Raw genomic sequence first — 26,563 nt, forward strand, 5'->3', positions numbered from 1 at the left:
CACGACTGCCTAACCAGGGCCTCAATTCTGTTGTAGGTAGTGTGATGGTAAAAATACCTGCAGGGTCTGAAATAAAAGATACGAATCAAAGTGAAATAAGGGAAAATAATCTTAGGAGTATCCAATATTATTGGTCTCTTCGCGCAGGAATAGGCCAGAACGTTCTTTCTCCAATTTTTAATGATAAAAAAGAGGTGATTTCTGTGGCCCTTTCCGGAGGAAAGGTAATAAACCGGACATTCAAATTTGGGGTAGGTCTTTACTACATATTTTATGAACATTATCATGATTATATTGTAAATAATGAGCAGTTGGTACAGGATCTGTATCCTTATCTAAGAGAACATCCTACACTGTACGCTAGCAATTTTGGCATTTCAGGGGTTGCCGAATTGCTAATGGGGCATGTTGGGGCGGAAATAAACATTGGAATAAACTTTTATAAGCCGTTTTATAAAATAGATTGGCAATTAAATGATGGCTATACAATTTTCAATGCACAAGGAGAAGAAATAATTGTCTTAGGAGAATTAGATAGCTATTACAGATTAAAAAGAACGGTTTCCTCTCGTTTAGGGCTGAAATGGTATTTTATAAATACCACCAAGAGACCCAAAAATAATATATACCTTGGAGCGCATCTTAATGCCAATCTTGGACAGGCAAATTTTACGGAGCTGAGTGTAGGTTATGTCCATAGGTTTCAGGAATATCAACGAATTATGCCCATCAAAAAAAATAAAAATCAACGTAAAAAATGATGTTTCCTTTACAACATTGTAAAACCTAAATTTCAAGGTTTAGGGACATACTCCAGACGCTAATGAACAATTATTTAATCAGCATTTTAATTCCTTTTAAAAACACTTCGATGTACCTGAAGGAATGTATGGATTCTATTGTATCTCAAAGTTACCAAAACTGGGAGGTCCTGGCTATAGACGACCATTCAGTGGATAACAGCCGTGCTGTGGTTGAAGAATATTCATTAAGGGATAGCAGAATAATTGTACATTCCAATCAAGGAGATGGTATAATTTCAGCACTCAGGACAGCTTATAATTTAAGTAACGGTGAATTGTTGACAAGAATGGATTCTGATGATATTATGAACTCCAAAAAGCTGGAAATCATGGCTTCATCATTAGAAAAACATGGAAAAGGACATATTGCAGTAGGAGGTGTTCGTTATTTTTCGGATCGTGGAGTCGGCAATGGTTATATGCGATATGAAAAATGGTTGAACAAACTTACAGCCAAAGGAGTAAACTTCTCTGAGATCTATAAGGAATGTGTTATCCCCTCCCCTTGCTGGATGGTCCACAAAATAGATTTAGAAGAATGTGGTGCTTTTGAGCCCAATATATACCCTGAAGATTATGATCTTACGTTTCGATTTTATGAGCGGGGTTTGCAGTGTATTCCATGTAATGAGATTTTGCACAAATGGCGTGACTATGACACCCGAACCTCAAGAACCAGTGAGCACTATGCACAGAATTATTTTTTACAATTAAAACTGTATTACTTTCTGAAGCTTCACCATGATCACAGACGACCTTTAACCGTTTGGGGTGCCGGAGATAAAGGAAAAAGCCTTGCCAGAGAATTGTTACAGCAAAATATTCCTTTTTATTGGTTATGCGATAACCCAAAAAAAATAGGTAAAAATATTTATGGACAGGAATTGAGACATTTTAATTATCTCCATAAACTTGAAAAACCACAAAGTATAGTTACAGTTGCAAATGAAGAGGCTCAGAAAATGATCACGAATTTCTTTTCAAATTTGGGTCAATCCTCAATGGTCGATTATTTTTTCTTTTGTTAAAGACTAAATTTTTTTAATCAACCATTTATTATCTTTTTCGAGTGGACTCAGCATTGATATTAATTTCAATTTTTCAATCTACTTGATTCACTTCCGAATTTTGTCATAATAACTAGGCAATATCTTCTCAATACTTTATATATTTGTCAAATCAAATTTGGGAATGCTGTTTAAATATCCGGAACTCTTTTGGGCCTTTTTTCTGCTGCTAATTCCCATATTGATTCACCTCTTTCAGCTTCGGAGATTTAAAAAAACTCCATTCACTAACGTAAAGCTTTTACAAAAAGTAGTTTCCCAATCTCGCAAAAGCAGTACGATAAAAAAATGGCTTTTACTTTTCTCCCGTCTATTATTACTATCAGGCCTTATCCTCGCTTTTTCACAACCCTATTTCGCTAAGGAGTCTGCTTCATATGCCAAAGAAACCGTAATATACCTGGACAATTCATTTAGCATGCAGGCCAAAACAGAGAATGGAACGCTGCTCCAGGATGCAGTTCAGAAGTTATTACAAGGTCTTCCTAAGGATAATACTTTTACTCTTTTCACTAATGATAAAGTTTTTAGCAACATCAACTTGATGGATGTTCGCAATGAGCTTTTGAACCTGCCTTATACTTATAATCAGTTAGGATTTAAGGATATCCTTCTTAAAGGGAAAAATTTCTTTAGCGAAGATGAAAAATCCATTAAATATTTGGTGCTAGTCTCTGATTTTCAAAACAGAACCGCTTTGCAGGAAACCGATACTTTGCGAAATATCCAAACATTTATGGTTGGGGTTAAGGCAGAAAATCTTGACAATAGTGTTTTGGATTCGGCATATGTCGCTGAGGTAAATGCAACCACAATAGATCTTTCGGTGAATTTAACTACAACAAGTGCTTTGGAAACTATACCTGTTTCTTTATATAATGATGATAAATTAATTGCTAAAACGGCAGCAACTTTTGATAAGAACAGAAAATCTAATGTTACATTTACATTACCTGCCAACGAAGTTATTATAGGAAAAATTGAAATATCAGATATTGGATTGCCTTATGATAATCAGTTGTTTTTTAATATTAATCAAAAGGACAAAATCAAAGTATTATCTGTAAGCGAGTCTGATAGTGAGTTTTTAAAAAGAATATTTACCGAAGATGAATTCATATTTGCAGATGTGCGAATGAATAATCTTAATTATAGCATACTGGAGTCGCAAAACCTAATAGTTTTAAATGAATTAAAAACTATTCCTGTATCACTCAAAAATACTTTAAGCGATTATACTCAGAAAGGTGGTCATCTAATAATTATCCCTGCTTTTGATTCAAATATTGAAAGCTATAATAGTTTCATCGGTAATTATTATTCCACTTCATTTATAAATAGAATTGATGAAGAACGCAACATCACAGGAATTAACTTTGATCATCCCCTTTATAAGAATGTATTTGCCCAAAGAGTAAGTAATTTTCAATATCCAAGAGTCACAAGCTATTTCAAAACCAGAACCACGGCTCCAAAAATACTTTCGTTACAGGATAAATCTGCTTTCATTGTAGGACTGGATGGCATATACTTGCTTACAGCTGCTATCAACAATACAAATTCTAATTTTAAGAATTCTCCTCTTATTGTCCCTACATTTTATAGTATTGGGTCAAATAGTCTTAAATCGCCTAAATTATATAATACCCTGGGACAAATTACCACAATAGATGTTAAGGCGGAATGGGCAAAGGATAATATTCTAAAGGTTACCAGGAAAGAATATGAATTTATACCCGAACAACAGTCTTTTTCAAATAAAACTGTATTAACCTTTAATTACAATCCTAATAAAGATGGTATTTACACGATTAGTGAAGATTCCAGACCTATTCAAAATATTAGTTTTAATTACCCCAGAACAGAAAGCGAATCTATTTATGCTGAATTGGACATTTTAAATAATAATAGCGTAAATAATTTAACCGAAGTCTTTGAAACCATGGAAAAAGACAACAGAGTAACTGAGCTATGGAAATGGTTTACTATTTTTGCTTTGCTTTTTATGCTGGCCGAAGTTCTTATTCAAAAAATATTTAAATGAACATACTTCTAAAATCTGCCACAATTGTTGACAAAACCAACAGTAAACTTCATTTAAAAAAACGCGATATCCTTATTCTTAATGGGACTATTGAAGAAATATCTACATCGATTAAGCCTGCCGGGAATATAAAAACACTAAAATTAAAAAATTTGCATGTCTCTGCCGGTTGGTTCGATAGCAGTGTAAGTTTTGGTGAGCCAGGGTACGAAGAACGTGAAACCATTAAGAATGGAATCACAGTGGCAGCAAGAAGTGGCTATACCGATATTGTTCTTAATCCTAACACATATCCTCTGCCCGACAGCAGTGGCGCAATTGTTTTTCTTAAAAATGCCGCCAAAGAACATCCGACAAAATTACACCCTTTGGGGACTCTTACTGTGCTTAGCGAAGGTAATGATCTTGCTGAACTTTATGACATGCAGAATTCGGGGGCTGTTGGATTCTATGATTTTAAGAGATCTATTGCAAATTCCAATCTTTTAAAGATAGCCTTACAATACTCCCAGGATTTTAAAGGGTTAATTTGCTCTTTTCCAATGGATAAGCAAATAATGAGCCAGGGTATTGTTAATGAAGGTATTTCGTCTACAAGGGTTGGGTTAAAGGGAATTCCTGCACTGGCTGAAGAACTTCAAATTGCCAGAGACCTTTTTATTCTGGAATACACTGGAGGCTGTCTCCACATCCCAACAATATCTACGGGCAAGTCCGTTAGGCTTATTGGGGAAGCTAAACGGAAGGGGCTTAACATCAGTTGTAGTGTTGCTGTACATAATTTGCTGTTTTCTGACGATGTTTTGGATAGTTTTGATAGCAATTACAAGGTTTTACCTCCACTTCGTACGAAAAAAGATATAAGTGCTTTGATAAAAGGCCTTAAAGAAGGCATTATAGATTTTGTAACCTCAGATCATACACCAATTGATATTGAAGAAAAACGTATAGAATTTGATAATGCTGCCTATGGCACCATAGGTCTTGAAAATGCGTTTGGTATTTTAAATGAGTTATTCGACACAGAAACGGCCATCACCCTTTTATCTAAAGGAAGAGAACGTTTTGGATTAAGTCCGGTGACTATTAAAAAAGGTTCTTTGGCTAATCTTACTCTTTTTAATCCTGAATCTGAGTTTATTTATACAAAAAAGCATTGTAGTTCAACTTCAAAGAACAGTATGTTTTTTGGTGAAAAAATGAAAGGTAAGATTTACGGAATAATAGCAAACAATCAAATCATAGTCTGAAACAATAATGACTTAAGTATTAATTAGAAAAAAAGGGTTTTGGAACAAGATTCGGTAGCGAAAGGAAAAACAACAGCGATAATAGCCTATTTTACTATTATTGGTTCTTTAATAGCAATAACCATGAATATGGAACCAAAAAATGAATTTGCAAGATTTCATACAAGGCAGGCATTTGGTTTGCATCTGGTTTTTATGGGCTGTGCACTTTTTTTAAGTCAATGGTTCAATTTTTTTGTATGGCTAGGTTTGTATATATTTTATTTTGTTCTCTGGATATATGGTCTTATGGGAGCTTTGAATAATAAAAAACAGCCTGTTCCAATCCTGGGAGCCTCATTTCAGCAATGGTTTAGCTTTATTCAATAGAATGGAAACAATACCCCTATCCCTTTATCATATAATTCGGCCTTCTTCAATAAAAAATGGTCGTCCACCTGTTATCTTTCTTTTTCACGGATACGGCAGCAACGAAGAAGATTTGTTTTCGTTCGCTTCAGAATTACCTTCAGAATGTTTTATTATTTCTGCAAGAGTGCCATATCCTTTACCTCCCTTTGGTAATGCCTGGTATGCCATTAACTTTGATGCATCATTTGGAAAATGGAGTGATGAGAAACAAGCAATTTCATCGAGAAACAAAATTGTTAGTTTTATTGAGGAAGCCTGTAAAGCCTATCAATTAGATAAAGACAATGTCACTCTGTTGGGTTTTAGTCAGGGTACAGTTTTAAGTTATGCCGTTGCACTTTCATTTCCGGATAAGGTTAAAAATGTGGTGGCCCTAAGTGGCTATATAGATGAGAATATCCTAGAAAAGAATTACGCTCAAAACGACTATAAAAATCTTAACATTTATGCTTCCCACGGACAGGTAGACCAGGTAATCCCACCGGAATGGGCTCAAAAAGCACCTATTCTCTTAAAAAAGCTTGGGATTAATTATAAATATGAGGAATTTCCTGTAGGTCATGGGGTTTCGCCCCAAAACTTTTACTCCTTTAGAAAATGGCTTGAAGAAAATATTTAATTACTCCGCGTATATAAAAGATGGTCCATCATTGTAAAATTAACACCCATATCATCCTTCAACTCGTATTTTAAAAGTAGTTCTCCCCAATATTTACCATCTGAAAAATCTGCTATTATCCATTGATGATTCAGTATTTTTATCTTATTGATCTTAAAATCACTTTCCATTCCCTCATACGGAACCAATGGATTATCTCCTTTCTGCTCATTGGTTTCCAATAACTTATCTGAAATATAGCGAGAAGGGTTTTCCAGTCCAAGGTGATCATAATACGACAGGGCATCATCATTATTTTGCAATGAAAAATATTGCATATCAAAAACCTGAAGTTGTAATTTTTGAACAGAATCCTGAAGTACGCTAACTTCAGATTCCAGATTCTTAATTTTTAAATCCTTATTCTCTAACATGGTATTGCTGCTTACAAATAAGTAAAGCGATAACAAAGCGGCAAAAATGAACAGGTAAATAAATATTCTACTTTTCATAAAATTAAAGATATTAAACTAACTAAAATTATTATTTTGAAACTCAAACCGAGACAACAAGATTGTCATATGCCAAATGTACATTTTTAGGTAATTTTTCTTCCACTTCATCATGAAAACCCAAATAATGGCTTATATGAGAAAGATATGCTATTTCAGGTTTAATTATATCTACTAATTCAAGAGCTTCTTTGAGGTTTAAGTGAGAATGATGTGGTTCTATTCGTAATGCATTTAAAGACAGTACTTTAACTCCTTTTAGTTTATTTATTTCTTCATCAGAAATAGTCTTAACATCAGTAAGATAGGCAAAGTCACCTATTCTATAGCCATAAACCTTTAACCGGTTGTGATAAGTCTCAATTGGTATTGCTGGAAGGTCTCCGATTATGAAGGGTTCATTATTCCGTATCAGGTTCACCTTTACCGCCGGAGCCCCGGGATACCTGTTCTCATCGGCAAAAATATAGTCAAATCTCCTTTTTAATGATAAGATTACATCTTCGTGTGCAAAAACAGGAATATCACCTTGCCTAAAGAAAAAAGGGCGAATATCATCTATACCTGCCGTATGATCTGCATGTTCATGAGTAAAGAGAATACCATCTAATTTGGTAACTTTATTAGTTAACATCTGCTGTCTGAAATCAGGACCACAATCAATTACATAATTATAGTTTTTCCATGAAATCAGAACAGAAACTCGAAGTCTTTTATCCTTGGGATTTTTACTTAAACAGACCGGATGATTACTTCCAATAACCGGTATTCCCTGCGATGTGCCAGTGCCTAAAAAAGTTATTTTCAACCTGTCATCTATTTATTTCAAATTTATAACTTATTTATTTAATAGATACGCCAATCTTGTTAACTTTGCTTAAAGCAAACTATATATGGCTTCAGTATTCAAAAAGGATCGGGCTTTTGAAAATATTCCTTCAATAAAGGCTAAGACCCTTAGAATAAATCTAAATCCCGATATCTATGGGACATTTGCAGAAATAGGGGCCGGTCAAGAAACCGCCAGATGGTTTTTCAGATCAGGCGGCGCCTCGGGTACAATAGCTAAGGCTATGAGTGCCTATGATAAATCCTTTAGCGATGCCGTTTATGGTGTAGAAACTGCAGGCAGGTATGTTACTCAAAGCAGGCTAAAAAAGATGCTTTCTCATGAAATGCATCTTATGGAAGAACGTATTAGCAGAGAGGAAAATCCGGATAAACTGTTTTTTACCTATGCGAATACGGTTGCAACAATAGATTTTTCAAAGCGGTATAAAGGTCATGGCTGGGTAGGAATCCGATTTCAATTAGATCCAACTCAAAAAGAATTTGATGAGATCATATTACATGTCAGGTTTATGCAAAACGAAGCACGTCTGCAACAGGAGACCCTTGGTATAGTTGGTGTAAATCTCATTTACGGTGCATTTTACAAGAATAATAAACCCAGAAAATTATTAAAATACCTCTATGACCATATAGACCGGGATACCCTGGAGATTGATATGGTAAATTTCTCGGGTCCGAATTTCGCAAACGTTGACAACAGACTTATGAGTCTTCAACTTATCAGAAATGATATGACCGATGCGGTTATGTTTGGACCCGACGGGAATAACCTTCTTCCTGCGGCTATTCTATATAAAAAAAATATCCTTGCCCTCAGAGGGAGTTTCAGACCTGTGACTAAAGTGAACATGGATATGTTTGAAAAGTCCTATGAAATTTTTATCCGTGATCCGGCGGTTGATGAAGATAATTCCATTGTAATATTTGAAATTACATTGTCTAATTTAAGAGCTTCGGGCGAAATAGATGAAAGCGATTTTATGGACCGGGCTAAATTATTGTGTTCGTTGGGACATTCTGTGATGATTTCAAAATTTCAGGAATATTTTAAATTGGTTGAATACTTTAACAATTATACCAAGGCAAAAATTGGTCTTACCATGGGAGTTAATAACCTGGTGGACATTTTTGACGAAAAATATTACAGGCACCTAAGTGGTGGTATTTTGGAAGCTTTTGGCAAGTTATTCTTTAAAGAACTTATCGTATATCTCTATCCGATGAAGAATCCGGAGACCGGTCAGATCATGACCAGTAATAACGTGAAGGTTCATCCGAGAATGAAAGAGTTATACAAATTTTTTAAGTACAATGGGAAAGTAATGGATATTATAGACTACGATCCTGAAATTATGGACATATTCTCCAGAGATGTATTGAAAAAAATCACTAGTGGAGAAGGTGGTTGGGAGAAAATGCTGCCAGAAGGTATTTCGGAAATAATAAAGAAAGAACACCTTTTTATGCGAACTGACGATAAACTAAAAGAAAAAGCTTAATGCTTAAATTCTATTAAAAAGGCCTTAAGTATTAAGGCCTTTTTTTATGCTGATAGTTTAATTCTACAGAATCTGGGCAGCGTGATCTTTGGTTTTAACTTTGTCAATAACCTTTGTAACAAAACCGCTTTCATCAATAATAAAAGTCTTTCTGTGAATACCATCGTATTCCCTGCCCATAAATTTTTTAGGACCCCAGACTCCAAATGTCTTAATTACGACATGATCTTCATCTGCCAAAAGCGGAAATGGAAATTCATATTTATCTCTAAAACCCGCTTGTTTTTTTTGAGAATCTTCGCTAACCCCCAGAAGTTCATACCCTTTTGATTGGAGTTCCGCATAATTATCGCGAAGATTGCAAGCTTCTGCGGTACATCCGGGAGTATTAGCCCTTGGATAAAAAAATACCACTAACTTCTTACCGGAATAGTCGCTTAATTTTACCAAATTACCATCCTGATCAACAGATGTAAAATCAGGGACTTTATCACCTTCTTTAAGTGTGTTCATTGTCTATTTTAAATTAAATTTGTGTTTATTTTTTTAATTGTAAAATTAAACAAAAATGACGAAATCGGAAAAAGTATCCTTTGCAATAGAAAAACTGCAGGAATTATATCCTGTTATACCAGTGCCGTTGCAACATAAAGATCCATATACATTACTAATCGCCGTATTATTATCGGCACAAAGTACAGATATACGGGTAAACCAAATAACACCTAAATTATTTGCCAAAGCTGATAATCCCTTCGACATGATTAAAATGTCTGTTGAGGAAATAAAAGAAATTATTAGGCCAGTAGGGCTTTCACCGATGAAGTCGAAAGGAATCCATGGCCTGTCTGAAATATTGATAGAAAAGTACCAGGGTAATGTTCCATCGGAAATAAGCTTATTGGAAGAATTACCGGCAGTTGGCCATAAAACGGCAAGTGTAGTGGTCTCTCAGGCATTTGGTATACCGGCTTTTCCGGTTGATACACATATTCACCGTTTAATGTATCGTTGGGGATTTTCTAATGGTAAAAATGTGGTTCAAACCGAAAAAGATGCGAAAAGGTTATTTCCCAAAGAATTATGGAACGATCTGCATCTTCAAATTATTTGGTATGGTCGTCAATATTCGCCGGCCAGAGGCTGGGATCTGGACAAAGACCTAATAACCAAAACGATAGGGAGAAAAAAGATATTGGAAGATTATTATAAAATAAAAAAAGCCCGCTAATTGCGGGCTATCTTTTCTTAATTCAAAGTTGTTTCGAATTTGAATGTCTTGTACTTCGTAACTCTGAAGGACCTGGAATAATTCAGTAAGAATTGAATCGTCTCAGGACTGGTTTTGGCCAGTTTACAAGCATTTTGTTCTTCTGAGTAAATTTTTTCCATATTATTATAGTATTGTTATGTATAAATAACGCAACTAAAATGGAAATATTGCTTTTATGTATTTCTTGCTCTTAATTTGTTAAAACAATATTATGTCTTTCTATTATCTTTCGGAGGTTTATAAGTGCATATCGCATTCTTCCCAAGGCAGTATTTATGCTAACTCCGGTGTTTTCAGAAATCTCCTTAAAGCTCATGTCCCTGTAAATTCTCATAAGCAGAACCTCTTTTTGATCATCGGGTAATTCTTCAATCAACGATCCAAGATCACTATCTATCTGATCTTTAATAATCTGTTTTTCTGCATTAAGTTTGTCGTCACCTATAACCGAAAAAATATTAAAATCATCATTTCCTTCAAACTTAGGCATACGCTTGTTCTTCCTAAAGTGATCAATAATAAGGTTATGTGATATTCTCATTACCCACGGCAAGAACTTCCCCTCTTCGCTATAAGATCCTTTTTTTAAGGTTTTAATTACCTTTATAAAAGTATCCTGAAAAATATCCTCCGTTATATCCCTATCCAGAACCTTGGAATAAATAAAACTACTAATACGTTGGTTGTGTCTGTTTATAAGAACTTCAAGTGCTTTTTCGTCGCCGCTGATATAGTCTCTTACTAATTCTGAATCATCAATTTCAAATTCCATAATTGGTAGTATTTTTTGGTTAATATAAAGGAGCTTCTTTTTGATGGCCCTTTGGTTAATAGTTTAAATATATAGTAGCTATGATTTCATAATTACAATTTAAAAGTATTCAAATACCGAGGTCTGAGAAAAACTATGTTGTAAAACCCCTGATTTTTGATGTCAAAGAGCGATTTGGCAATTTTTGATACAATAATTCCATAATAATTTAGTTGCCAACGGATTTTCCGCAAGCCGGAAATATTCTCCGTTTAGTTCGAATTCCTTAAATAAGTGACTTGAGCAACTACCAGAAACTAAAAATCCCCTTGACGTATTATCAAAGGGATTAATGTATATCCTAATAATATAGGGAAATGGTTAATTCAAATTATTCTCAAATGTAAGTCCTTTGTGATTTACAATATTCAAAGACTTGGAATACTGAAATAATAACTGTATAGTCTCTGGCTTTGTTTTTACAAGCTTACATTTGTTTTGCTGTCGCGGGTAAATCTGTTCCATATGTGTTAATGTTATGTCTAAATAACGCAACGATTATGGAACCATTTGTATTAGTCGTTATAGAACCTATTAATTCGTTAAAACAATATTGTTCTTTTCTATGATCTTTCTTAGGTTAATTAAGGCGTATCGCATTCGACCCAAAGCAGTATTAATACTTACCTCTGTATTTTCAGATATTTCTTTAAAACTCATATCCTTATATATACGCATTATAAGGACTTCTTTTTGATCATCAGGAAGTTCTTCTATTAATAATCCAAGATCACTGTCTATCTGGTCTTTAATTAACTGTCTCTCAGCATCCAGCTTATCATCTCCCAAAACCGAAAAAATGTTAAAATCCTCACTGCCTTCAAATTTGGGCATGCGCTTATTCCTTCTAAAATGGTCTATTATGAGATTATGAGCTATGCGCATTACCCAAGGTAAAAACTTACCTTCTTCATTATAGGCGCCTCTTTTTAAGGTCCTTATAACCTTTATAAAGGTATCCTGAAAGATATCTTCAGCAATCGCCCTGTCCAGGACCTTGGAATAAATAAAACTGGTAAGACGTTGATTGTGCTTGTTTATTAGAGTTTCCAGGGATTTTTCATCCCCGCTAATGTAATTCTGAACTAAAATTGAGTCCGCTACTTGTGGTCGCATACTAATTACTTTTTTGGTTAAACTTAGGGGCCTTTCTTTTGGGAAAGGACTTTAGTCATTCAGGTTAATGTTCAAAAAAGTAATTTTCGCGTATAGGCTGATTTTTTAGTTATTATGCCTCAAATATAGAGAAAAAATATTTTCTCAGGTCAACAATGTTGTGATATTGCAGAATTTAGATGTAAAAGACTACCTATTGGTGTTTGAATTCAACATATCGTATCTTTGCGGACCTAACGGAAGAAATGTCTGCAATAACCGAAGTAAATCCCAAGGAAAATATCATAATCAAAGGGGCTAAACTGCATAATCTTAAAAATATTGATGTAGTAATCCCCCGAAATAAATTAGTTGTTATTACCGGACTTTCGGGTTCCGGGAAGTCCAGTCTGGCCTTTGATACGCTCTACGCCGAGGGCCAACGTCGTTATGTAGAAAGCCTTTCCTCATATGCCCGGCAATTCCTGGGTAAATTAGATAAGCCCAAAGTAGACTATATAAAAGGCATAGCCCCGGCAATAGCCATTGAACAAAAGGTAAATTCCACTAATCCACGTTCTACAGTGGGCACAACAACGGAAATTTATGATTATTTGAAGCTTCTTTATGCCAGAATTGGCAAAACCTATTCACCTATATCCGGTAAAGAAGTTAAAAAACATAACGTAACAGATGTAATAAAACACGTAAAATCTTTTGATGAAGGTGCCAAACTCTTATTGTTGGCTCCAATTGTTATTTCAAAAGACAGGGATCCGGTGAAATCTTTACAATTGCTTTCTAAACAAGGATATGCAAGGATAAAACATAATGGCACGGTCATCAGGATTGATGAATCTTTAAAGGATATTGGTTATAATTTTGAATTGGTTGTAGATCGAATTATTAAGAAAGATGATGAAGATTTTCTAAATCGATTAGCCAACGCAGTGGATACAGCTTTTTTTGAAGGTAAAGGCTACTGTTTTATTGAAGAAATCGATAATGGAGCGGTGACCAAATTTAACAATAAGTTTGAAATGGATGGGATGGTTTTTATGGAACCTAACGCACATCTCTTCAGTTTCAATAATCCTTACGGGGCTTGTCCAAAGTGCGAAGGATATGGCGATGTAATTGGCATAGATGAGGATCTTGTAATACCTAACTCGGGCTTGTCTGTATTTGAAAATGCCATATTTCCCTGGCGCGGTGAGAGCATGAGTTGGTATAGAGATCAATTAGTGAATTCTGCTTATAAATTTAATTTTCCTATCCATAAACCATGGTATCAACTTAGTGAGGAGCAAAAACTATTGATCTGGCAAGGTAATGAGCATTTTATAGGAATAGATAAATTCTTCCGGCAATTAGAAGAAAAGAGCTATAAGATTCAAAATAGGGTAATGCTTTCCAGATATAGAGGAAAAACAAAATGTAGCTCCTGCAAAGGGAAGCGCCTTAGAATGGAAACCAATTATATTAAGATTGATAACAAATCTATTTCAGATCTTGTGGAATTGTCAATTGAAAACTTAATCATATTTTTTGATAAGCTATCATTAAATAAATACGACTTGCAAATTGCAAAAAGATTATTAGCAGAAATCAAATCCAGACTAAGCTATTTGGAAAAGGTTGGTTTAAGCTATTTAACACTCAACAGAAAATCAAATACGCTATCTGGTGGAGAAAGTCAGCGAATAAACCTGGCAACATCTCTTGGCAGTAGTTTGGTTGGATCTATGTATATCCTGGATGAACCTAGTATTGGCTTACATCCGAGAGACACAGAGAATCTTATAATAGTTTTAAAATCTCTCAGAGATTTAGGTAATACCGTTATTGTTGTTGAGCATGATGAAGATATAATGCTTGCGGCAGATGAGGTTATTGACATTGGTCCGGAAGCTGGTACACATGGAGGTGAAGTAGTTGCCCACGGGCCTATGGATACAATCCTAAAATCATCCTCACTTACGGCAAGTTACCTGAATGGAACCATGGAAATTGAAGTTCCTAAAATACGCCGAACTTCCAATTATTTTATTGAAATTAAGGGCGCAAGGGAAAATAATTTAAAGAATATTGATGTCACTTTTCCACTTAATATGCTCACAGTAATTACGGGAGTTTCAGGAAGTGGAAAAAGTACATTGGTAAAAAAATTACTTTACCCAATATTACTTAAAGAAGTAGGCGGATATGGGGAAAAGGCAGGTCAATATACAGAAATGTCCGGAAAGTTTCAGTCTGTAAAAAACGTTGAGTTCGTAGATCAAAACCCAATTGGAAGATCTTCGCGTTCAAATCCGGTCACGTATATTAAAGCTTATGATGATATCAGGGCATTGTTTGCCTCACAGAAATTGAGCAAACTCAGAGCTTATCAAGCCAAACACTTCTCCTTTAATGTAGATGGTGGCAGGTGTGATAAATGCAAAGGAGAAGGTGAGATAACTGTAGAAATGCAGTTTATGGCTGATGTTCATTTAGAATGCGATACTTGTGGTGGAAGGCGTTTCAAAAAAGAAGTTCTAGAGGTAAAATTTGAAAATGCCAATATTGATGATATATTGAACATGACCATAGATGATGCCATTGTATTCTTTGAAACTAATTTAAAAACAAAAATAGTTGGTAAATTACGTCCCCTTCAAGAGGTAGGTCTGGGTTATGTAACCTTAGGCCAATCATCTTCTACCCTATCAGGTGGAGAAGCACAAAGGATTAAACTGGCGTCTTTCCTTGTAAAAGCGACTACTAAAGAGAAGGCTTTATTCATTTTTGACGAACCTACTACGGGGCTTCACTTTCATGACATTAAAAAGCTTTTAAAATCTTTGGACGCTTTAATAGCCAGGGGTCATTCTATTGTTGTTATAGAGCATAATATAGAGTTTATCAAATGTGCAGATCACGTTATAGATTTAGGACCCGAAGGAGGTGACAAAGGCGGTGAGCTAATTGCTTCAGGCACCCCTGAAGAAATTGTATTAAAAGCCAAATCTCATACAGCACGATACTTACGCGAAAAATTGCGATAGTACCAATTAACAAAACCTTCTTTCCCTATAAAAAAATAAATTATAGTTGAATTCTTTGGCTATAATAATTTTTAATTACTTGATTTACAATGTTTTATAAATATATTAATATTTCTGGCACACTGTTTGGTATTAGTTGGGTGAATGTAAATAGTTGCATTCGGAAATTTAAAACCTTATATCATGAGAAATTTAATATTCATTTTTACGGCTCTTTTTTTAGGTACTGCGGGTACCATGGCAGCCACCGTGGAAAATAAGGTTGCAATACGCAATGCTTATAAATACAACAATTCCTTCATCTTTGTTGAAAATGGCATTACGTTTTCCGTTTATCCGGATGGAGAATTCGATTTCTATATTGACAACCGTGTTAATGTAGGAGCTAATGTAAATTTCGGAAGTACCAACCTTACATTCAATTCAGGTTATGATTATAATCCATATGTTCAATATGATGATTATGGTGCAGTTATTCAAGTTCAAAATGTACCTGTCTTTTATGATTATTATGGACGTGTTAATCAAATTGGTGGTGTTGATGTATGGTACCGAAATGGAAGAGTGAGACGAGTTGGTGGAATGTACGTGTATTATAATAACAGAGGGTATTATAGCCATTACTCAGGATTTGTTAACGTATATAACCAATATTATACATACAGGCCCTATTACGGCTATTTCGTAAGACCTGCAGCTGGTTACTGCCTGGTATACAATAACCCATACAGAAGATATTACAACCCTGTGCGATATACGTATTACAGACCATATCATTATAATCATAGGAGAGCCTATGCCAGGGTGGGTCATCATTATGACCATCATAAAAATTACAACAGGCGCAGCAAGGTTTACAGAAATGATAAACGTGTGACTGCCAGAGAAAATAATTCGCGAAGAGGCGATAATTACAGAACCGGTAATTCAGTAAGAAATACGCAAGCAGTTGCTCAAAGAAGCAATAGAACTGATACCAAAAGGAATATAAACAGTTCAACTGTGAACAGATCTAATAGAACATCGGTTAATAGTACAAAAAGAACTCCTGCCAATTCTGGTAGAACTATTAAAAGTACTGCTGTTAGAAATAGAGATAAAGGATCTATGCGGTCTGCATCAAGTAGAACTATAACAAAAAGGGAAGTTGCGGCAACTCCAGGTAGTAAAAAAGTTCAGCGCAGCAACAGTAGCTATAAAAGACCGGTAAGATCTGCAACAAAAAGCAGGACCGTTAGCACTAAGACAGTAACAAAACGATCAGTTGCGTCTAAGCCTTCGGGTAGAAATTCAGGAAGTACAACTATTAAGAGGGCAAGTACCTCTAATAAAAAAGTAAGTAGAAGTCCTTCCAGGAATTCCGGAAAAAGTAACAATACACGAAGTAGAAGTACAAAGATATAATAAAGAGAGTTTTAGGTTGGTTAGTTGTTTAACCCCGCAGTGGATAAGTCCCTGCGGGGTTATTATTGGAAATCTCCGGATAATTATATTAGTTAAAATTGAGATTTCATTAAAATAATAGTTTACTTTATTTCCCTTTTCTTCTTAAAAATCCAGAAAGAACGCCAAAGACATCTTCAGATATTTTAAATCGGTATAAGATTCCAACATAAAAGCTAGTAATAAGTACACTTTTTAAAACAATGTTAATTAATGGATTAAAAGTAAATTCCACGAAATAGAAAATAGCCACCATTAAAACCAGAAGACCTGCAATTTTTATGGTTTCATTTGTAAATGGTATTATATTAAATTTAAGTTTAACGTATATCAGTTTAACTGTATTGTAAATACATATGGCCATAAATGTTGCAAAAGCCGCTCCATTTAATCCGTATACGGGTATAAGTAACCAATTGAAAAGTATGGTGAAAACTGCCAAAAGAACACCCATAAATAATAAAGCCCGGTAATACTCAGAATTGAAGAGTATTGCATTATTATTCCCAATTAGAGCATCAAAAAGTTTAGTGAATCCAATTAATAGAACGATAAAATAACCTCCTCGATATGCTTTTGGCAGCATAGAATATAGATCATTAAGATTGAGCAGGATCAGAATAAAAATAAGACCAGCCACAATAAACAGGGTTAATGAGCTTTTTTGATATATTCTTTTCAGCCCAGCTATATCATTCCTATTCAGTATTTCAGCGGTCATTGGGTAGGTAATCTGGTGCATGGCCCTTGAAGGCACAGCAATTACGGTTGCAATAAAAATAGCTACAGTGTAATATGCAACATTTTGAATAGGTATAAACTGATTGATCATAAAACGATCTATCTCCAAAAGGATTACTGCAGTAGATCCACCCAGAATGATCAGAATACTATAATTTATCATAGAATTACTATTCTTTGGCCAGTTAAACTGCAGTTTTGGCCTTCTTAGACTAAAGGCATATAGTTTCATTATGATAGTTCTAAAAAGATAAAGACCTACCAATGCCTTTAAAAAAAAATCTACACCTATTAGCTCTAAATACAAAAGGATTAAGAGCACGCTGACCCCTACCCTAACAAATACCTCTTTCATGAAATTTCCAAAAACCGATTTCATGTGAACTTTGGACCAGGCATAAAATATTTCAAAATAAGCCATAGTCATTCCTATTAAGAAAATATACCATACATAATCCTTTACAATAACATTCTTACTGGCCAGGAAATTACCAATTGCTTCATTTGCAAAGTAACTCACTCCAGCAAGGGGAATGATAATAATCAAAGGAAGCAGTATCATTAGGGTGAGAAAACCATCAGCCGATTTGGTAGCATGAAAATTACTGTAATATTTTACAAGAGTATTGGGTACACCAAAAGCCATCAATGGCATTAGAATTGCCGATGTAGAGAGAATTACACCTACAAGGCCATAATACTCATCAGTGAGAAAGCGGGTGTAGAGGAAAAGTGTATTGACAGCTCCTATCGCAAATCCAAGATAAGTGATAGTAGTATTCTTTAACGATTGTTTAAAAATTATTCCCATTACAACAGTTCAGCCAGCTTTGCGGTAAGCGTTCTTCTGTTATATTCTTTAATATTTACTGAAGATACCATTAAAATTCCTTGCTGATAAAGATGAAACCATTTTAAAATTACAGCTTTAAGATCTGCTACAGAATTATAATTGCAAACAATCCCCGAGTTGGTGCTTTTTACAATTTCCCCGCCTTCCCATTGTTCAGGCCCTATGGCTAAAATTGGCCTTTTGGCAGCAAGATACTCAAATAGTTTTCCAGGAATAATACCTCTCGTTTGTGGTGAATCAATCTCTGCTAAAAGTAATAACTGTGATCTTCTCTGATAATTCACTGCTTCCTCATGAGTGACATATTCTATAATCCTTGTATAGAACTCTAACCCATTATCATTTATCGAATTTAAAACATCCTGGCCGACCACTCCAATTAAGTTTAGTTGAAAGACATTCCGAAAAGCCTCATTTTCATTAATGATTTCGGAAAGTACTTTCCAAAGGTTTTCCGGATTTCTACCAGTAAGCAGTGAACCAATGTGAGAAAGTGTAAATTTTTTATCCAAACCACTAAAGGGCAGCTCACTTTCCGGAATATCATAACCATTGGTAATAACGTAGACCGGAGTCGTGGTAATTGTTTCAAATTCAGTTTTAGTAGTATTGCTGGTAACCAAAAGCTTATCGCATCCATTTGCAACTTTTTTTTCCAATTGCCGATGTTTCCTTTGGGATGCTTTTGTAAGCCTTAGTTTAGTGTGGTAACCTATAGAGGTCCATGGATCCCGGAAATCTGCAAGCCATTTAACATCCAGATTCTTTTTTAATTCCAAACCAATTAAATGGAGGCTATGAGGAGGGCCAGTAGTAATTATGGTATCTATTTCCTCTTTTTCGATTATACCTGTTAACAACCGGACTGAAGGCTTTACCCAGTACTTTCTGGCATCCGGTATAAACATATTGCCCCTAATCCACAGCAAAAATTTTTCTATTAAAGAAGGGTTTTCATCACTTATGACCCCCGAACTTATTTGCTTAGTTTTCTTTTTACTTAAAAATCCTGCAAAAAAATATGGTTCGAAGATCTTATTTTTATAAATAGTAATATTTTCAGGAATTTCCTGATTAAGACTACTATCTGTAATGGGATACTTTGGATTTTTAGGAATGTAAATGACAGGGTGTATTTCAAATTCAGGTAAATACTTTACAAATTTCAACCATCGCTGAACTCCCGGCCCCCCCGCAGGAGGCCAATAATAACTAATGATAAGGACCTTATGCATTATCCCTCCTTCTTTTTACGCAAACGAAATATTGAATATAAACCTCCCCCTATAATCATAATGATCATTAAAATGGAACTTGCTAAAGTAATTTTTCCACCGGTCTCAATTACTTTTGGTTCAAACTTAAACTCCACTGTATGATTGCCCTTTGGGATATTCAATGCTCTTAATACGTAATTGACCTTAAAATGATCTACCGATTTGCCATCAATATAAGCTTTCCAATCTCCGGGATAATACATTTCTGAAAATACTGCCAGTCCGTTATTTGAATTGTTTGTATTATAAGTTAAATGATTAGGCTTATATTCCTTTAAGTTAATGTTAGCCAAGGAATCTTTTGGAAAATTAAACTGGTTTATTTGAGAAAAATCAGAAGTGTTTACAACAGCTTCATTAAGAACATCCAAACTATCAAGTGCCATAATTTCTTCATCAGCACTTTTTACCTCTATAAGTCTTCTAATAAACCAGGCATTACCATTGACTTCAGGGTTTGTAATTGCATAACTCCTGCCTTCTTCATCTTGTTGAACAATATACTTTACATTGAGCATATTCAGGACTCGCAAATTATTTTTATAAATATGAAAATCAAATAAATCCTGCATCCCGGCGGGTTTTGCTGCATGATAGCCTCCAATAGACTGGTGAAAATAGGATGTTCGGGCGCCGTTAAGTCCTTCTGAAGGGTCATAAACCCTGAATACTCCGCTGTCTTCGGCAATTTGCTTATCCATTGGCAATTGCTGAAACGGTTGAGACATTCTTTTTTGTCTGTCAAAATCTTTCTTATTAACATATCTAAGATCAACGCCTACCAAGTCAAATACTACAAGCAAGGAAAGCGTCAGAATCACAATATTTTGCTTAAGTCTCCCTTTAAGATAGAGCCAAATAGCGAGACCTGCCAGCAGCACATATATTAAAGAACGTATGGTGTCATTAATATAAACGGCCTCTCTATCTCGCTTTATCATCGTCATAACCTCATCACCAAAATATTTCTGATATGTGTTGTCATTTAAACCTGTAAAATCAAAAACACTTTTAATTATAAATAGGGTTATGCCCAGTCCTATTACAATAATTAAACTCGTTTTCAAAGCCGTTAGTTTTTTACTTTTTGCTATTGAGGGCTTAAATATTTGTGCTAAGGCCATTACCGCGAGGATGGGTGCACAGAGTTCTAAGATTACCTGTATAGAAGAAACCGCCCTGAATTTGTTATAAAGTGGAAAATAGTCAATCATAAAATCCGTAAGAATACCAAAGTTCTTTCCCCAGGATAAAAAGAGTGAAAGTAAAGTTCCACCTAATAACCACCATTTTAAACGTCCCTTTACCAAAAACAGCCCTAAGACAAAAAGAAAAATGATAATGGCACCAATATAAGCCGGTGCTGCTACCCCCGGTTGATTTCCCCAATACAATGGAAGGGCACTACTGAATTCCAAAGCCTTTGTTCTGGGTAATCCTTGTTCTGTTAGATATTCATAAGCTTTAGAGCTAGTACCCAGATCTTCATTATTGCTGCCTCCCAAAAGTCTGGGAACAAATAAATTCAGAGATTCAAATATTCCATAGCTGTATTGAGTTATATATTCCTTATCCAATCCCTCCAGGTTTTCTCTGGAAGACCCGTCCGGCTTTATCGTAAGTTCCGACTTACCTCTTGTGCTCCAATCTGCATATTCTTTGGTTGCCATTAGGGATGTGGCATTAGCAGCAATCCCCAAAACTACTGCTCCGACAAGTAGCCCCACAGAAAAGAAAAAGTGTTTTAGTTTCTTTTTTTTAATGGCATCAACTAAATATGCCACGCCGAGTACAAGAACAAGTAGCATAAAATAATAGGTCATCTGGAAATGATTTGCTCCTATTTCTAATGCCATAGCGAGGGAGGTAAGGATAAAACCCCAGATGTACTTTTTTCTGAAAGTAAGTATGATACCGCCTAATAGAAATGGTAAATATCCTATGGCATGGGCTTTCGCATTGTGCCCTACCCCTAGTATAATAATAAGATATGTTGAAAAACCAAATGCCAGTGCCCCAAAGATTGCTAATCGATAATCCACCTTTAAGCAGCATAACAATATGTAGAAACCAACAAAATACAGGAATAAATAATCTGCAGGACGTGGAAGAAATCGAATCGTCCTGTCCAGCTTTTTTACATAATCATGCGGATAGTAGGCGCCTAATTGATATGTTGGCATTCCCCCAAATGCACTATTAGTCCAGTAAGGTTCCTCCTCTTTGGTGTTTTTCCTAAAATCATTTTGCTCCTTAGCCATTCCGGTATATTGGATAATATCGGATTGAATGATAGTTTTGCCCTGAAGTACGGGGTAGAAATATGCCAAAGAGGCAACAACAAAAAAAACAAGCGCAAAAAAATGGATAAGTAAAGCCTTTGTACCTCTATTCATTGGTTGCTTTAGTGGTAATGGTTACTCAATTTCTTCAAAGTCTATAAACTCCCCTAATTGTTGGGAATCCTTATTCTTTTGAACTGTTTTTTTATCGATAATAATCTCACCTTCATTAGTGTTTTTCTCTTGATTTTGATAGCCTTGAAATTGTTCAAATCTTTCCTTAAAATGTTTCTCAGTCTTTCTTGCAGCATAGCCAAAAATTCTGGGACCAAACCATTTAGCAAATAATTTGAGCATATAGTATACCAGAAGAATTATAAAAATCGTTCTTAAAAAACCCATAATGTCTGTATTCTATATATCAAAAATACAATTCCAACGTTGTATTAACATTACAAAATTCATAAAATAATATTAAAATATACCTGATGTTTCGAGTTATTGAACTAAATATTCTTAAAAACGCTCTTTTTTTATTAGCATTATCGACCCCTTTGTTAGCTATTTGCCAATATACAGATGTAATTAATTCTAACCGACCTGGTTTATCTGTAAGTGCCTATGCAGTAGGAAAAGGAATCCCGCAAATAGAATTGGGATTGTCTTATGAAAAGCGGGATCACGCTGATCTGAATTATGATTCAAATATATATGGCCTGGATTTTTCAGTTCGCTATGGCTTGTTATTAGAGAATCTAGAACTAAATTGGGAAGGTACTTATGAAAATCAGATTATCACTTACAATTCCCTGGGATTTATAGAATCAAGAACTAATTTTTCAAGAAACCGCCTTGGGGCAAAGTATTTGATCTTTGATCCTTTTAAAAATCCTGATAGTAACAAGCCAAACTTGTACAGTTGGAAGGCCAATAACAAATTTAAATTTAAAAATTTAATCCCGGCAATTTCTGTATATGCAGGTGCCAATTTCGTTATTGGCGACAATCCATTTTATCCTACAGATCCTACTGTTTCTCCAAGGGTAATGCTGGCAACCCAAAGTAGACTTACACCCAGATTTGTTTTGATCTCTAATATTTCATATGATAGAATTGCCACAGATGATCCGGAACTGGGCTATACACTTTCATTATCTCATGCGCTAAGAAATCCCAAATGGAGTGTGTTTTTGGAAAACCAGGGCGTTAGCAGTGATCGTTATGCCGATGTATTGTTACGGGGTGGTGGTGCGTTTTTGGTTAATGAAAATTTTCAGGTTGATGCGAATCTTGGTGGCAGCTTCAAGAATTCTCCAAGCCGACTTTTTGTTTCAGTAGGAGCATCATATAGACTGGATTTACATAAAGATGTCTTGATCCCAATTGAAGATCAGAAAGCTGGTGAAAATGGCGGTTCAATTAAGAAGAATTCTATGAAGAAAAATAAAAAGACAAAAAAGGCAAAAGGGCGGAACAAAGGAAAAGGAGCCGAAGATATAGACTTGGGACCATCCAAAAAAGACATAAAAAAGCAGAGGAAAAAAGATAAAAAAAATAAAACTTCTGACAATGGAGTAATTGATTTCTAATATAAGTTCTTCACTCTGCTGTTTCGTGATTTGAATTAGTGAAAATTGTCTTAAAATTTAATTCCTTCAACAAATATCTCTTATCTTGACCATACATTTAAATGGTATGATAAGGCTCGAAGAAGCTACTACAAAATCGAATCTAAAAAAATTTATAAAATTCCCTTTCACCCTTTATAAAGAATCCCCCTATTGGGTTCCTCCACTTATTTCAGATGAGCTTGAAACATTTGACAAAGAAAAAAACCCAAACTTTACTCATGCGGAAGCCAGGTTTTTTCTTGCATACAAGAATAATAAATTAGTAGGTAGAATAGCGACCATTATCAATTGGATAGAGGTAAATGAACAACTAAACTCCAAAATGCGCTTCGGCTGGTTTGATTTTATTGACGACCTGCAGGTTTCAAAAGCATTGCTCGACAAGGTGGTGGAAATTGGCAAAAATAATAATCTCGAGTACATGGAAGGTCCTGTAGGTTTTTCTAATCTGGATAAAGTAGGCGTATTAGTTGAAGGCTTTAACGATATAGGAACAATGATTACCTGGTATAATCATCCTTATTATAAAAGTCATTATGAACGACATGGCCTGTTAAAGGAAAAGGAATACATGGAAAACAGATTTCCTGCCAGTAATACCAAACCTGAACACTTTATTAAAATACAAACCTTGATAAAAAAGAGGTATGGTTTAAAAGAAATGAATTTTACAAAATCTGCCGATATTATGCCCTGGGCAGACCAGATGTTTGATCTGTTTAATGAAACATATTCAAAGCTATCTTCATTTGTTCCTTTAACCGACGAGCAAAAAGCTTATTTTAAGAATAAACATATTGGTTTAGTCAATCCTGAGTATATAAAGTTTGTAATTGACAGTAATAATAGACTGGTAGCATTTGCTATAGTAATGCCATCATATGGAACTGCATTGCAAAAAGCGAACGGCAAGCTATTTCCATTTGGTTTTCTGTATCTTTTGAATGCAAAAAGAAATAGCAAAGATGTGATTTTTTATCTTATTGGAGTTCATCCGGAGTATCAGAATAAGGGAGTTACCGCAATAATTATGAATGAATATCACAAAATTTTTCAGGCGAAAAAAATTAGGAATTGTTACAGAACTCCGGAATTAGAGGAAAATGTTGCTATTCGTCAAATGTGGAAACACTTTAACCCAGAAATCTATAAGCGCAGAAGAACTTACAGAAAAACGCTCTAGAAACTTTCCGTTTTAATAATTGAAATAACTTTAATTGAAATAGCGCTTAAACTTATTCTCCCATAGCAGCAGCCACGGCAGCAGATAATCTTTTATAGGTGCCGTTCTCCAATCGATCTCTTATAGCCGAAAATGCATCGAGTGTTACTGCAACATCTTCCAAAGTATGAGTTGATGTTGGAATCATTCTCAATAAAATCATTCCTTTTGGAATAACCGGATACACTACTATTGAACAAAATATACCATAATTCTCTCTTAAATCCCGAACCAAAGCCATAGCTTCAGGGATACTGCCATTAAGATAAACTGGTGTAACACAACTCGTGGTTGTCCCTATATCAAAGCCCCTTTCTTTGAGTCCATTTTGCAGTGCATTTACATTTTCCCATAGTTTATCTTTCAATTCTGGCTTTGTGCGCAGCATATCAAGGCGTTTTAATGCTCCTTTCACATAGATCATTGGAAGCGATTTCGCAAACATTTGAGAACGCAAGTTATACTTCAAATAATCAATAATTTCCTTATCGGCAGCCAAGAAGGCGCCAATTCCTGCCATAGATTTTGCAAATGTTGCAAAATATACATCTATATCGTCCTGAATACCCTGCTCTTCACCAGCTCCGGCTCCAGTTTTGCCTAAGGTCCCAAAACCGTGGGCATCATCTACCAATAACCTGAAATTATATTCCTTTTTTAGTGCAACAATTTCTTTGAGTTTACCCTGTTCCCCGCGCATTCCAAAAACACCTTCAGATATCACCAGAATACCACCACCAGTTTGATCTGCCATTTTAGTAGCGCGCTCTAAATTCTTTTTTAGGCTTTCTATATCATTATGCACAAATGTAAATCGCTTACCCATATGCAAGCGAACTCCATCTATTATACAGGCATGGGAATCCACATCATAAACAATAATATCATCTTTAGAAACAAGGGCATCTATAGCAGATAAAATTCCCTGATATCCAAAATTTAGCAAATAAGAAGATTCCTTATGAACAAAATCAGCTAATTCCTTTTCTAATTGTTCATGAAAATCTGTATGTCCACTCATCATTCGTGCACCCATAGGATATGCTGCTCCATATTCAGCCGCAGCTTCCGCATCTACCTTTTTAATTTCAGGCAAATTAGCCATGCCCAAATAATCATTAATGCTCCAGGTAATTACTTCTTTTCCCTGAAATTTCATGCGGTTTGAAATAGGGCCCTCCAATTTTGGAAAAACAAAATAGCCTTCTGCCTGGGATGCCCATTTACCCAAAGGTCCTTTATTCTCAATGATTCTAGCAAATAAATCTTTCATCTGGCCTCGTTTGGTTAGTCCACAAAATTATGGAATTTTGATCACGATTCATAAATTATTTTATTTGGCAATAAAAAAGGCAACAGTAGCTTACTGTTGCCTTAAATATCTTAATCTATATTGTCTATTTCACATATTGAACCTGTTGCTCTTCTTCAATATTTTTACTGTCAAAAAAGCCCTGGTCACTCATCCACTGATCATTGTAAATCTTACTCATATATCTTGACCCGTGATCGGGAAATATTACTACTACATTACTATTTTTATTAAATTCTCCCTGGAAATTTAGTTGTTTAACTGCCTGCATAACCGCTCCACTAGTATAGCCGACAAAAATACCCTCTGTACAGGAAATTTCCCTTGCGGTATGCGCACTTTCCTCATCTGTGACTTTAATAAATTCGTCAATAACCTTAAAGTCGGTGGCATCAGGAATTAAATTCTTGCCAAGACCTTCTATTCGATAGGGATATATTTCATCATTATCGAATTCCCCGGTTTCGTGAAACTTTTTCAAAACAGATCCATAGGCGTCAACTCCTATTATCCTAATATTCGGATTTTGCTCTTTTAAAA

General features: G+C 35.1%; 22 protein-coding genes and 1 pseudogene. 12 read left to right on the top strand and 11 right to left on the bottom strand.

Annotated features, from left to right (window positions below):
- From WBN20_RS02875 to WBN20_RS02900, 6 genes and pseudogenes are all read left to right on the top strand, one after another.
- Positions 1-761: pseudogene (locus WBN20_RS02875) on the top strand (deacylase); the annotation flags it as partial.
- 62 nt (positions 762-823) lie between these two features.
- Positions 824-1,831 (top strand): glycosyltransferase, encoded by a 1,008-nt coding sequence (locus WBN20_RS02880; protein ID WP_424280633.1) that lies wholly within the window; start codon positions 824-826, stop codon positions 1,829-1,831.
- Between the two features lie 163 nt (positions 1,832-1,994).
- On the top strand, positions 1,995-3,914 hold the full coding sequence (locus WBN20_RS02885; RefSeq protein WP_424280634.1) for a BatA domain-containing protein: 1,920 nt from the start codon (positions 1,995-1,997) through the stop codon (positions 3,912-3,914).
- Positions 3,911-5,164 (top strand): dihydroorotase, encoded by a 1,254-nt coding sequence (locus WBN20_RS02890; RefSeq protein WP_424280635.1) that lies wholly within the window; start codon positions 3,911-3,913, stop codon positions 5,162-5,164. The genes WBN20_RS02885 and WBN20_RS02890 overlap by 4 nt, the downstream gene beginning before the upstream one ends.
- A 39-nt stretch (positions 5,165-5,203) precedes the next feature.
- Complete coding sequence (locus tag WBN20_RS02895; RefSeq protein ID WP_424271697.1) at positions 5,204-5,533, top strand: hypothetical protein; 330 nt, start codon at positions 5,204-5,206, stop codon at positions 5,531-5,533.
- Between the two features lies 1 nt (position 5,534).
- On the top strand, positions 5,535-6,194 hold the full coding sequence (locus tag WBN20_RS02900; protein ID WP_424280636.1) for an alpha/beta hydrolase: 660 nt from the start codon (positions 5,535-5,537) through the stop codon (positions 6,192-6,194).
- On the opposite strand, the gene WBN20_RS02905 is transcribed toward WBN20_RS02900, so the two are convergent.
- Both WBN20_RS02905 and WBN20_RS02910 read right to left on the bottom strand, forming a co-directional pair.
- Entirely contained in the window at positions 6,191-6,685 is a 495-nt protein-coding gene (locus WBN20_RS02905; protein WP_424271699.1) for a hydrolase, read from the bottom strand. The genes WBN20_RS02900 and WBN20_RS02905 overlap by 4 nt on opposite strands.
- A gap of 43 nt (positions 6,686-6,728) precedes the next feature.
- On the bottom strand, positions 6,729-7,493 hold the full coding sequence (locus tag WBN20_RS02910; RefSeq protein ID WP_424275338.1) for an MBL fold metallo-hydrolase: 765 nt from the start codon (positions 7,491-7,493) through the stop codon (positions 6,729-6,731).
- Between the two features lie 85 nt (positions 7,494-7,578).
- On the opposite strand from WBN20_RS02910, the gene WBN20_RS02915 reads away from it, so the two are divergent.
- Positions 7,579-9,036, top strand: a complete 1,458-nt coding sequence (locus WBN20_RS02915) for a TonB-dependent receptor (RefSeq protein WP_424280637.1) — start codon at positions 7,579-7,581, stop codon at positions 9,034-9,036.
- A 63-nt stretch (positions 9,037-9,099) separates the two neighbouring features.
- Here WBN20_RS02915 and bcp read toward each other — a convergent pair whose 3' ends face one another.
- Positions 9,100-9,549 carry a thioredoxin-dependent thiol peroxidase gene (gene bcp / locus WBN20_RS02920; protein WP_424280638.1) on the bottom strand — a complete coding sequence of 150 codons (450 nt, stop codon included), beginning with the start codon at positions 9,547-9,549 and terminating at the stop codon, positions 9,100-9,102.
- Between the two features lie 55 nt (positions 9,550-9,604).
- Here bcp and WBN20_RS02925 point away from each other — a divergent pair, with 55 nt between their 5' ends.
- Positions 9,605-10,267, top strand: a complete 663-nt coding sequence (locus WBN20_RS02925) for an endonuclease III domain-containing protein (protein ID WP_424271726.1) — start codon at positions 9,605-9,607, stop codon at positions 10,265-10,267.
- Between the two features lie 232 nt (positions 10,268-10,499).
- Here the strand turns inward: WBN20_RS02925 and WBN20_RS02930 are convergent, their stop codons facing one another.
- Together WBN20_RS02930 and WBN20_RS02935 are read right to left on the bottom strand one after the other, a co-directional pair.
- Positions 10,500-11,081 carry an RNA polymerase sigma factor gene (locus tag WBN20_RS02930; protein WP_424271727.1) on the bottom strand — a complete coding sequence of 194 codons (582 nt, stop codon included), beginning with the start codon at positions 11,079-11,081 and terminating at the stop codon, positions 10,500-10,502.
- A 573-nt stretch (positions 11,082-11,654) separates the two neighbouring features.
- On the bottom strand, positions 11,655-12,236 hold the full coding sequence (locus WBN20_RS02935; RefSeq protein WP_424280639.1) for a sigma-70 family RNA polymerase sigma factor: 582 nt from the start codon (positions 12,234-12,236) through the stop codon (positions 11,655-11,657).
- Positions 12,237-12,481: 245 nt separating this feature from the next.
- Here WBN20_RS02935 and uvrA point away from each other — a divergent pair, with 245 nt between their 5' ends.
- A complete protein-coding gene (uvrA, locus tag WBN20_RS02940) occupies positions 12,482-15,262 on the top strand; it encodes an excinuclease ABC subunit UvrA (RefSeq protein ID WP_424280640.1) in 2,781 nt (926 codons plus the stop codon).
- Positions 15,263-15,445: 183 nt separating this feature from the next.
- Entirely contained in the window at positions 15,446-16,666 is a 1,221-nt protein-coding gene (locus WBN20_RS02945; protein WP_424280641.1) for a hypothetical protein, read from the top strand.
- A 127-nt stretch (positions 16,667-16,793) separates the two neighbouring features.
- Here WBN20_RS02945 and WBN20_RS02950 read toward each other — a convergent pair whose 3' ends face one another.
- Genes WBN20_RS02950 through WBN20_RS02965 form a run of 4 tightly spaced genes read right to left on the bottom strand, consistent with a single transcriptional unit; the run spans position 16,794 to position 22,260 of the window.
- A complete protein-coding gene (locus WBN20_RS02950) occupies positions 16,794-18,257 on the bottom strand; it encodes a lipopolysaccharide biosynthesis protein (RefSeq protein ID WP_424280642.1) in 1,464 nt (487 codons plus the stop codon).
- Complete coding sequence (locus tag WBN20_RS02955) at positions 18,257-19,534, bottom strand: glycosyltransferase family 4 protein (protein ID WP_424280643.1); 1,278 nt, start codon at positions 19,532-19,534, stop codon at positions 18,257-18,259. The genes WBN20_RS02950 and WBN20_RS02955 overlap by 1 nt, the downstream gene beginning before the upstream one ends.
- Complete coding sequence (locus WBN20_RS02960; protein WP_424280644.1) at positions 19,534-21,972, bottom strand: YfhO family protein; 2,439 nt, start codon at positions 21,970-21,972, stop codon at positions 19,534-19,536. Before WBN20_RS02960 ends, WBN20_RS02955 begins: the two co-directional genes overlap by 1 nt.
- A gap of 21 nt (positions 21,973-21,993) precedes the next feature.
- Positions 21,994-22,260, bottom strand: coding sequence for a DUF4834 family protein (locus WBN20_RS02965; RefSeq protein WP_424272708.1), 267 nt, complete (start codon positions 22,258-22,260; stop codon positions 21,994-21,996).
- Between the two features lie 86 nt (positions 22,261-22,346).
- Between WBN20_RS02965 and WBN20_RS02970 the strand changes: the two genes are divergently transcribed.
- Both WBN20_RS02970 and WBN20_RS02975 read left to right on the top strand, forming a co-directional pair.
- On the top strand, positions 22,347-23,447 hold the full coding sequence (locus WBN20_RS02970) for a transporter (protein ID WP_424280645.1): 1,101 nt from the start codon (positions 22,347-22,349) through the stop codon (positions 23,445-23,447).
- 106 nt (positions 23,448-23,553) lie between these two features.
- Positions 23,554-24,672 (top strand): GTP cyclohydrolase, encoded by a 1,119-nt coding sequence (locus WBN20_RS02975; protein WP_424272709.1) that lies wholly within the window; start codon positions 23,554-23,556, stop codon positions 24,670-24,672.
- 52 nt (positions 24,673-24,724) lie between these two features.
- On the opposite strand, the gene WBN20_RS02980 is transcribed toward WBN20_RS02975, so the two are convergent.
- Complete coding sequence (locus tag WBN20_RS02980; protein WP_424274834.1) at positions 24,725-25,984, bottom strand: aminotransferase class I/II-fold pyridoxal phosphate-dependent enzyme; 1,260 nt, start codon at positions 25,982-25,984, stop codon at positions 24,725-24,727.
- Between the two features lie 124 nt (positions 25,985-26,108).
- On the bottom strand, positions 26,109-26,563 hold a 455-nt coding region (locus tag WBN20_RS02985; protein WP_424280646.1), incomplete at its 5' end, for a pyridoxal-phosphate dependent enzyme.

Origin of the sequence: Eudoraea sp. (assembly GCF_049665975.1) — a bacterium.
Classification (GTDB): Bacteria; Bacteroidota; Bacteroidia; order Flavobacteriales; family Flavobacteriaceae; genus Eudoraea.

Bases quoted from the DNA above. Each gene is read 5' to 3' on its own strand.
- bcp (WP_424280638.1), bottom strand. From the start codon at position 9,549: ATGAACACACTTAAAGAAGGTGATAAAGTCCCTGATTTTACATCTGTT.
- WBN20_RS02930 (WP_424271727.1), bottom strand. From the start codon at position 11,081: ATGGAATTTGAAATTGATGATTCAGAATTAGTAAGAGACTATATCAGC.
- WBN20_RS02900 (WP_424280636.1), top strand. From the start codon at position 5,535: ATGGAAACAATACCCCTATCCCTTTATCATATAATTCGGCCTTCTTCA.
- WBN20_RS02945 (WP_424280641.1), top strand. From the start codon at position 15,446: ATGAGAAATTTAATATTCATTTTTACGGCTCTTTTTTTAGGTACTGCG.
- WBN20_RS02915 (WP_424280637.1), top strand. From the start codon at position 7,579: ATGGCTTCAGTATTCAAAAAGGATCGGGCTTTTGAAAATATTCCTTCA.
- WBN20_RS02925 (WP_424271726.1), top strand. From the start codon at position 9,605: ATGACGAAATCGGAAAAAGTATCCTTTGCAATAGAAAAACTGCAGGAA.
- WBN20_RS02890 (WP_424280635.1), top strand. From the start codon at position 3,911: ATGAACATACTTCTAAAATCTGCCACAATTGTTGACAAAACCAACAGT.
- WBN20_RS02905 (WP_424271699.1), bottom strand. From the start codon at position 6,685: ATGAAAAGTAGAATATTTATTTACCTGTTCATTTTTGCCGCTTTGTTA.
- WBN20_RS02965 (WP_424272708.1), bottom strand. From the start codon at position 22,260: ATGGGTTTTTTAAGAACGATTTTTATAATTCTTCTGGTATACTATATG.
- WBN20_RS02885 (WP_424280634.1), top strand. From the start codon at position 1,995: ATGCTGTTTAAATATCCGGAACTCTTTTGGGCCTTTTTTCTGCTGCTA.
- WBN20_RS02935 (WP_424280639.1), bottom strand. From the start codon at position 12,236: ATGCGACCACAAGTAGCGGACTCAATTTTAGTTCAGAATTACATTAGC.
- WBN20_RS02975 (WP_424272709.1), top strand. From the start codon at position 23,554: ATGATAAGGCTCGAAGAAGCTACTACAAAATCGAATCTAAAAAAATTT.
- WBN20_RS02980 (WP_424274834.1), bottom strand. From the start codon at position 25,984: ATGAAAGATTTATTTGCTAGAATCATTGAGAATAAAGGACCTTTGGGT.
- WBN20_RS02950 (WP_424280642.1), bottom strand. From the start codon at position 18,257: ATGGGAATAATTTTTAAACAATCGTTAAAGAATACTACTATCACTTAT.
- WBN20_RS02960 (WP_424280644.1), bottom strand. From the start codon at position 21,972: ATGAATAGAGGTACAAAGGCTTTACTTATCCATTTTTTTGCGCTTGTT.
- WBN20_RS02955 (WP_424280643.1), bottom strand. From the start codon at position 19,534: ATGCATAAGGTCCTTATCATTAGTTATTATTGGCCTCCTGCGGGGGGG.
- WBN20_RS02970 (WP_424280645.1), top strand. From the start codon at position 22,347: ATGTTTCGAGTTATTGAACTAAATATTCTTAAAAACGCTCTTTTTTTA.
- WBN20_RS02880 (WP_424280633.1), top strand. From the start codon at position 824: ATGAACAATTATTTAATCAGCATTTTAATTCCTTTTAAAAACACTTCG.
- uvrA (WP_424280640.1), top strand. From the start codon at position 12,482: ATGTCTGCAATAACCGAAGTAAATCCCAAGGAAAATATCATAATCAAA.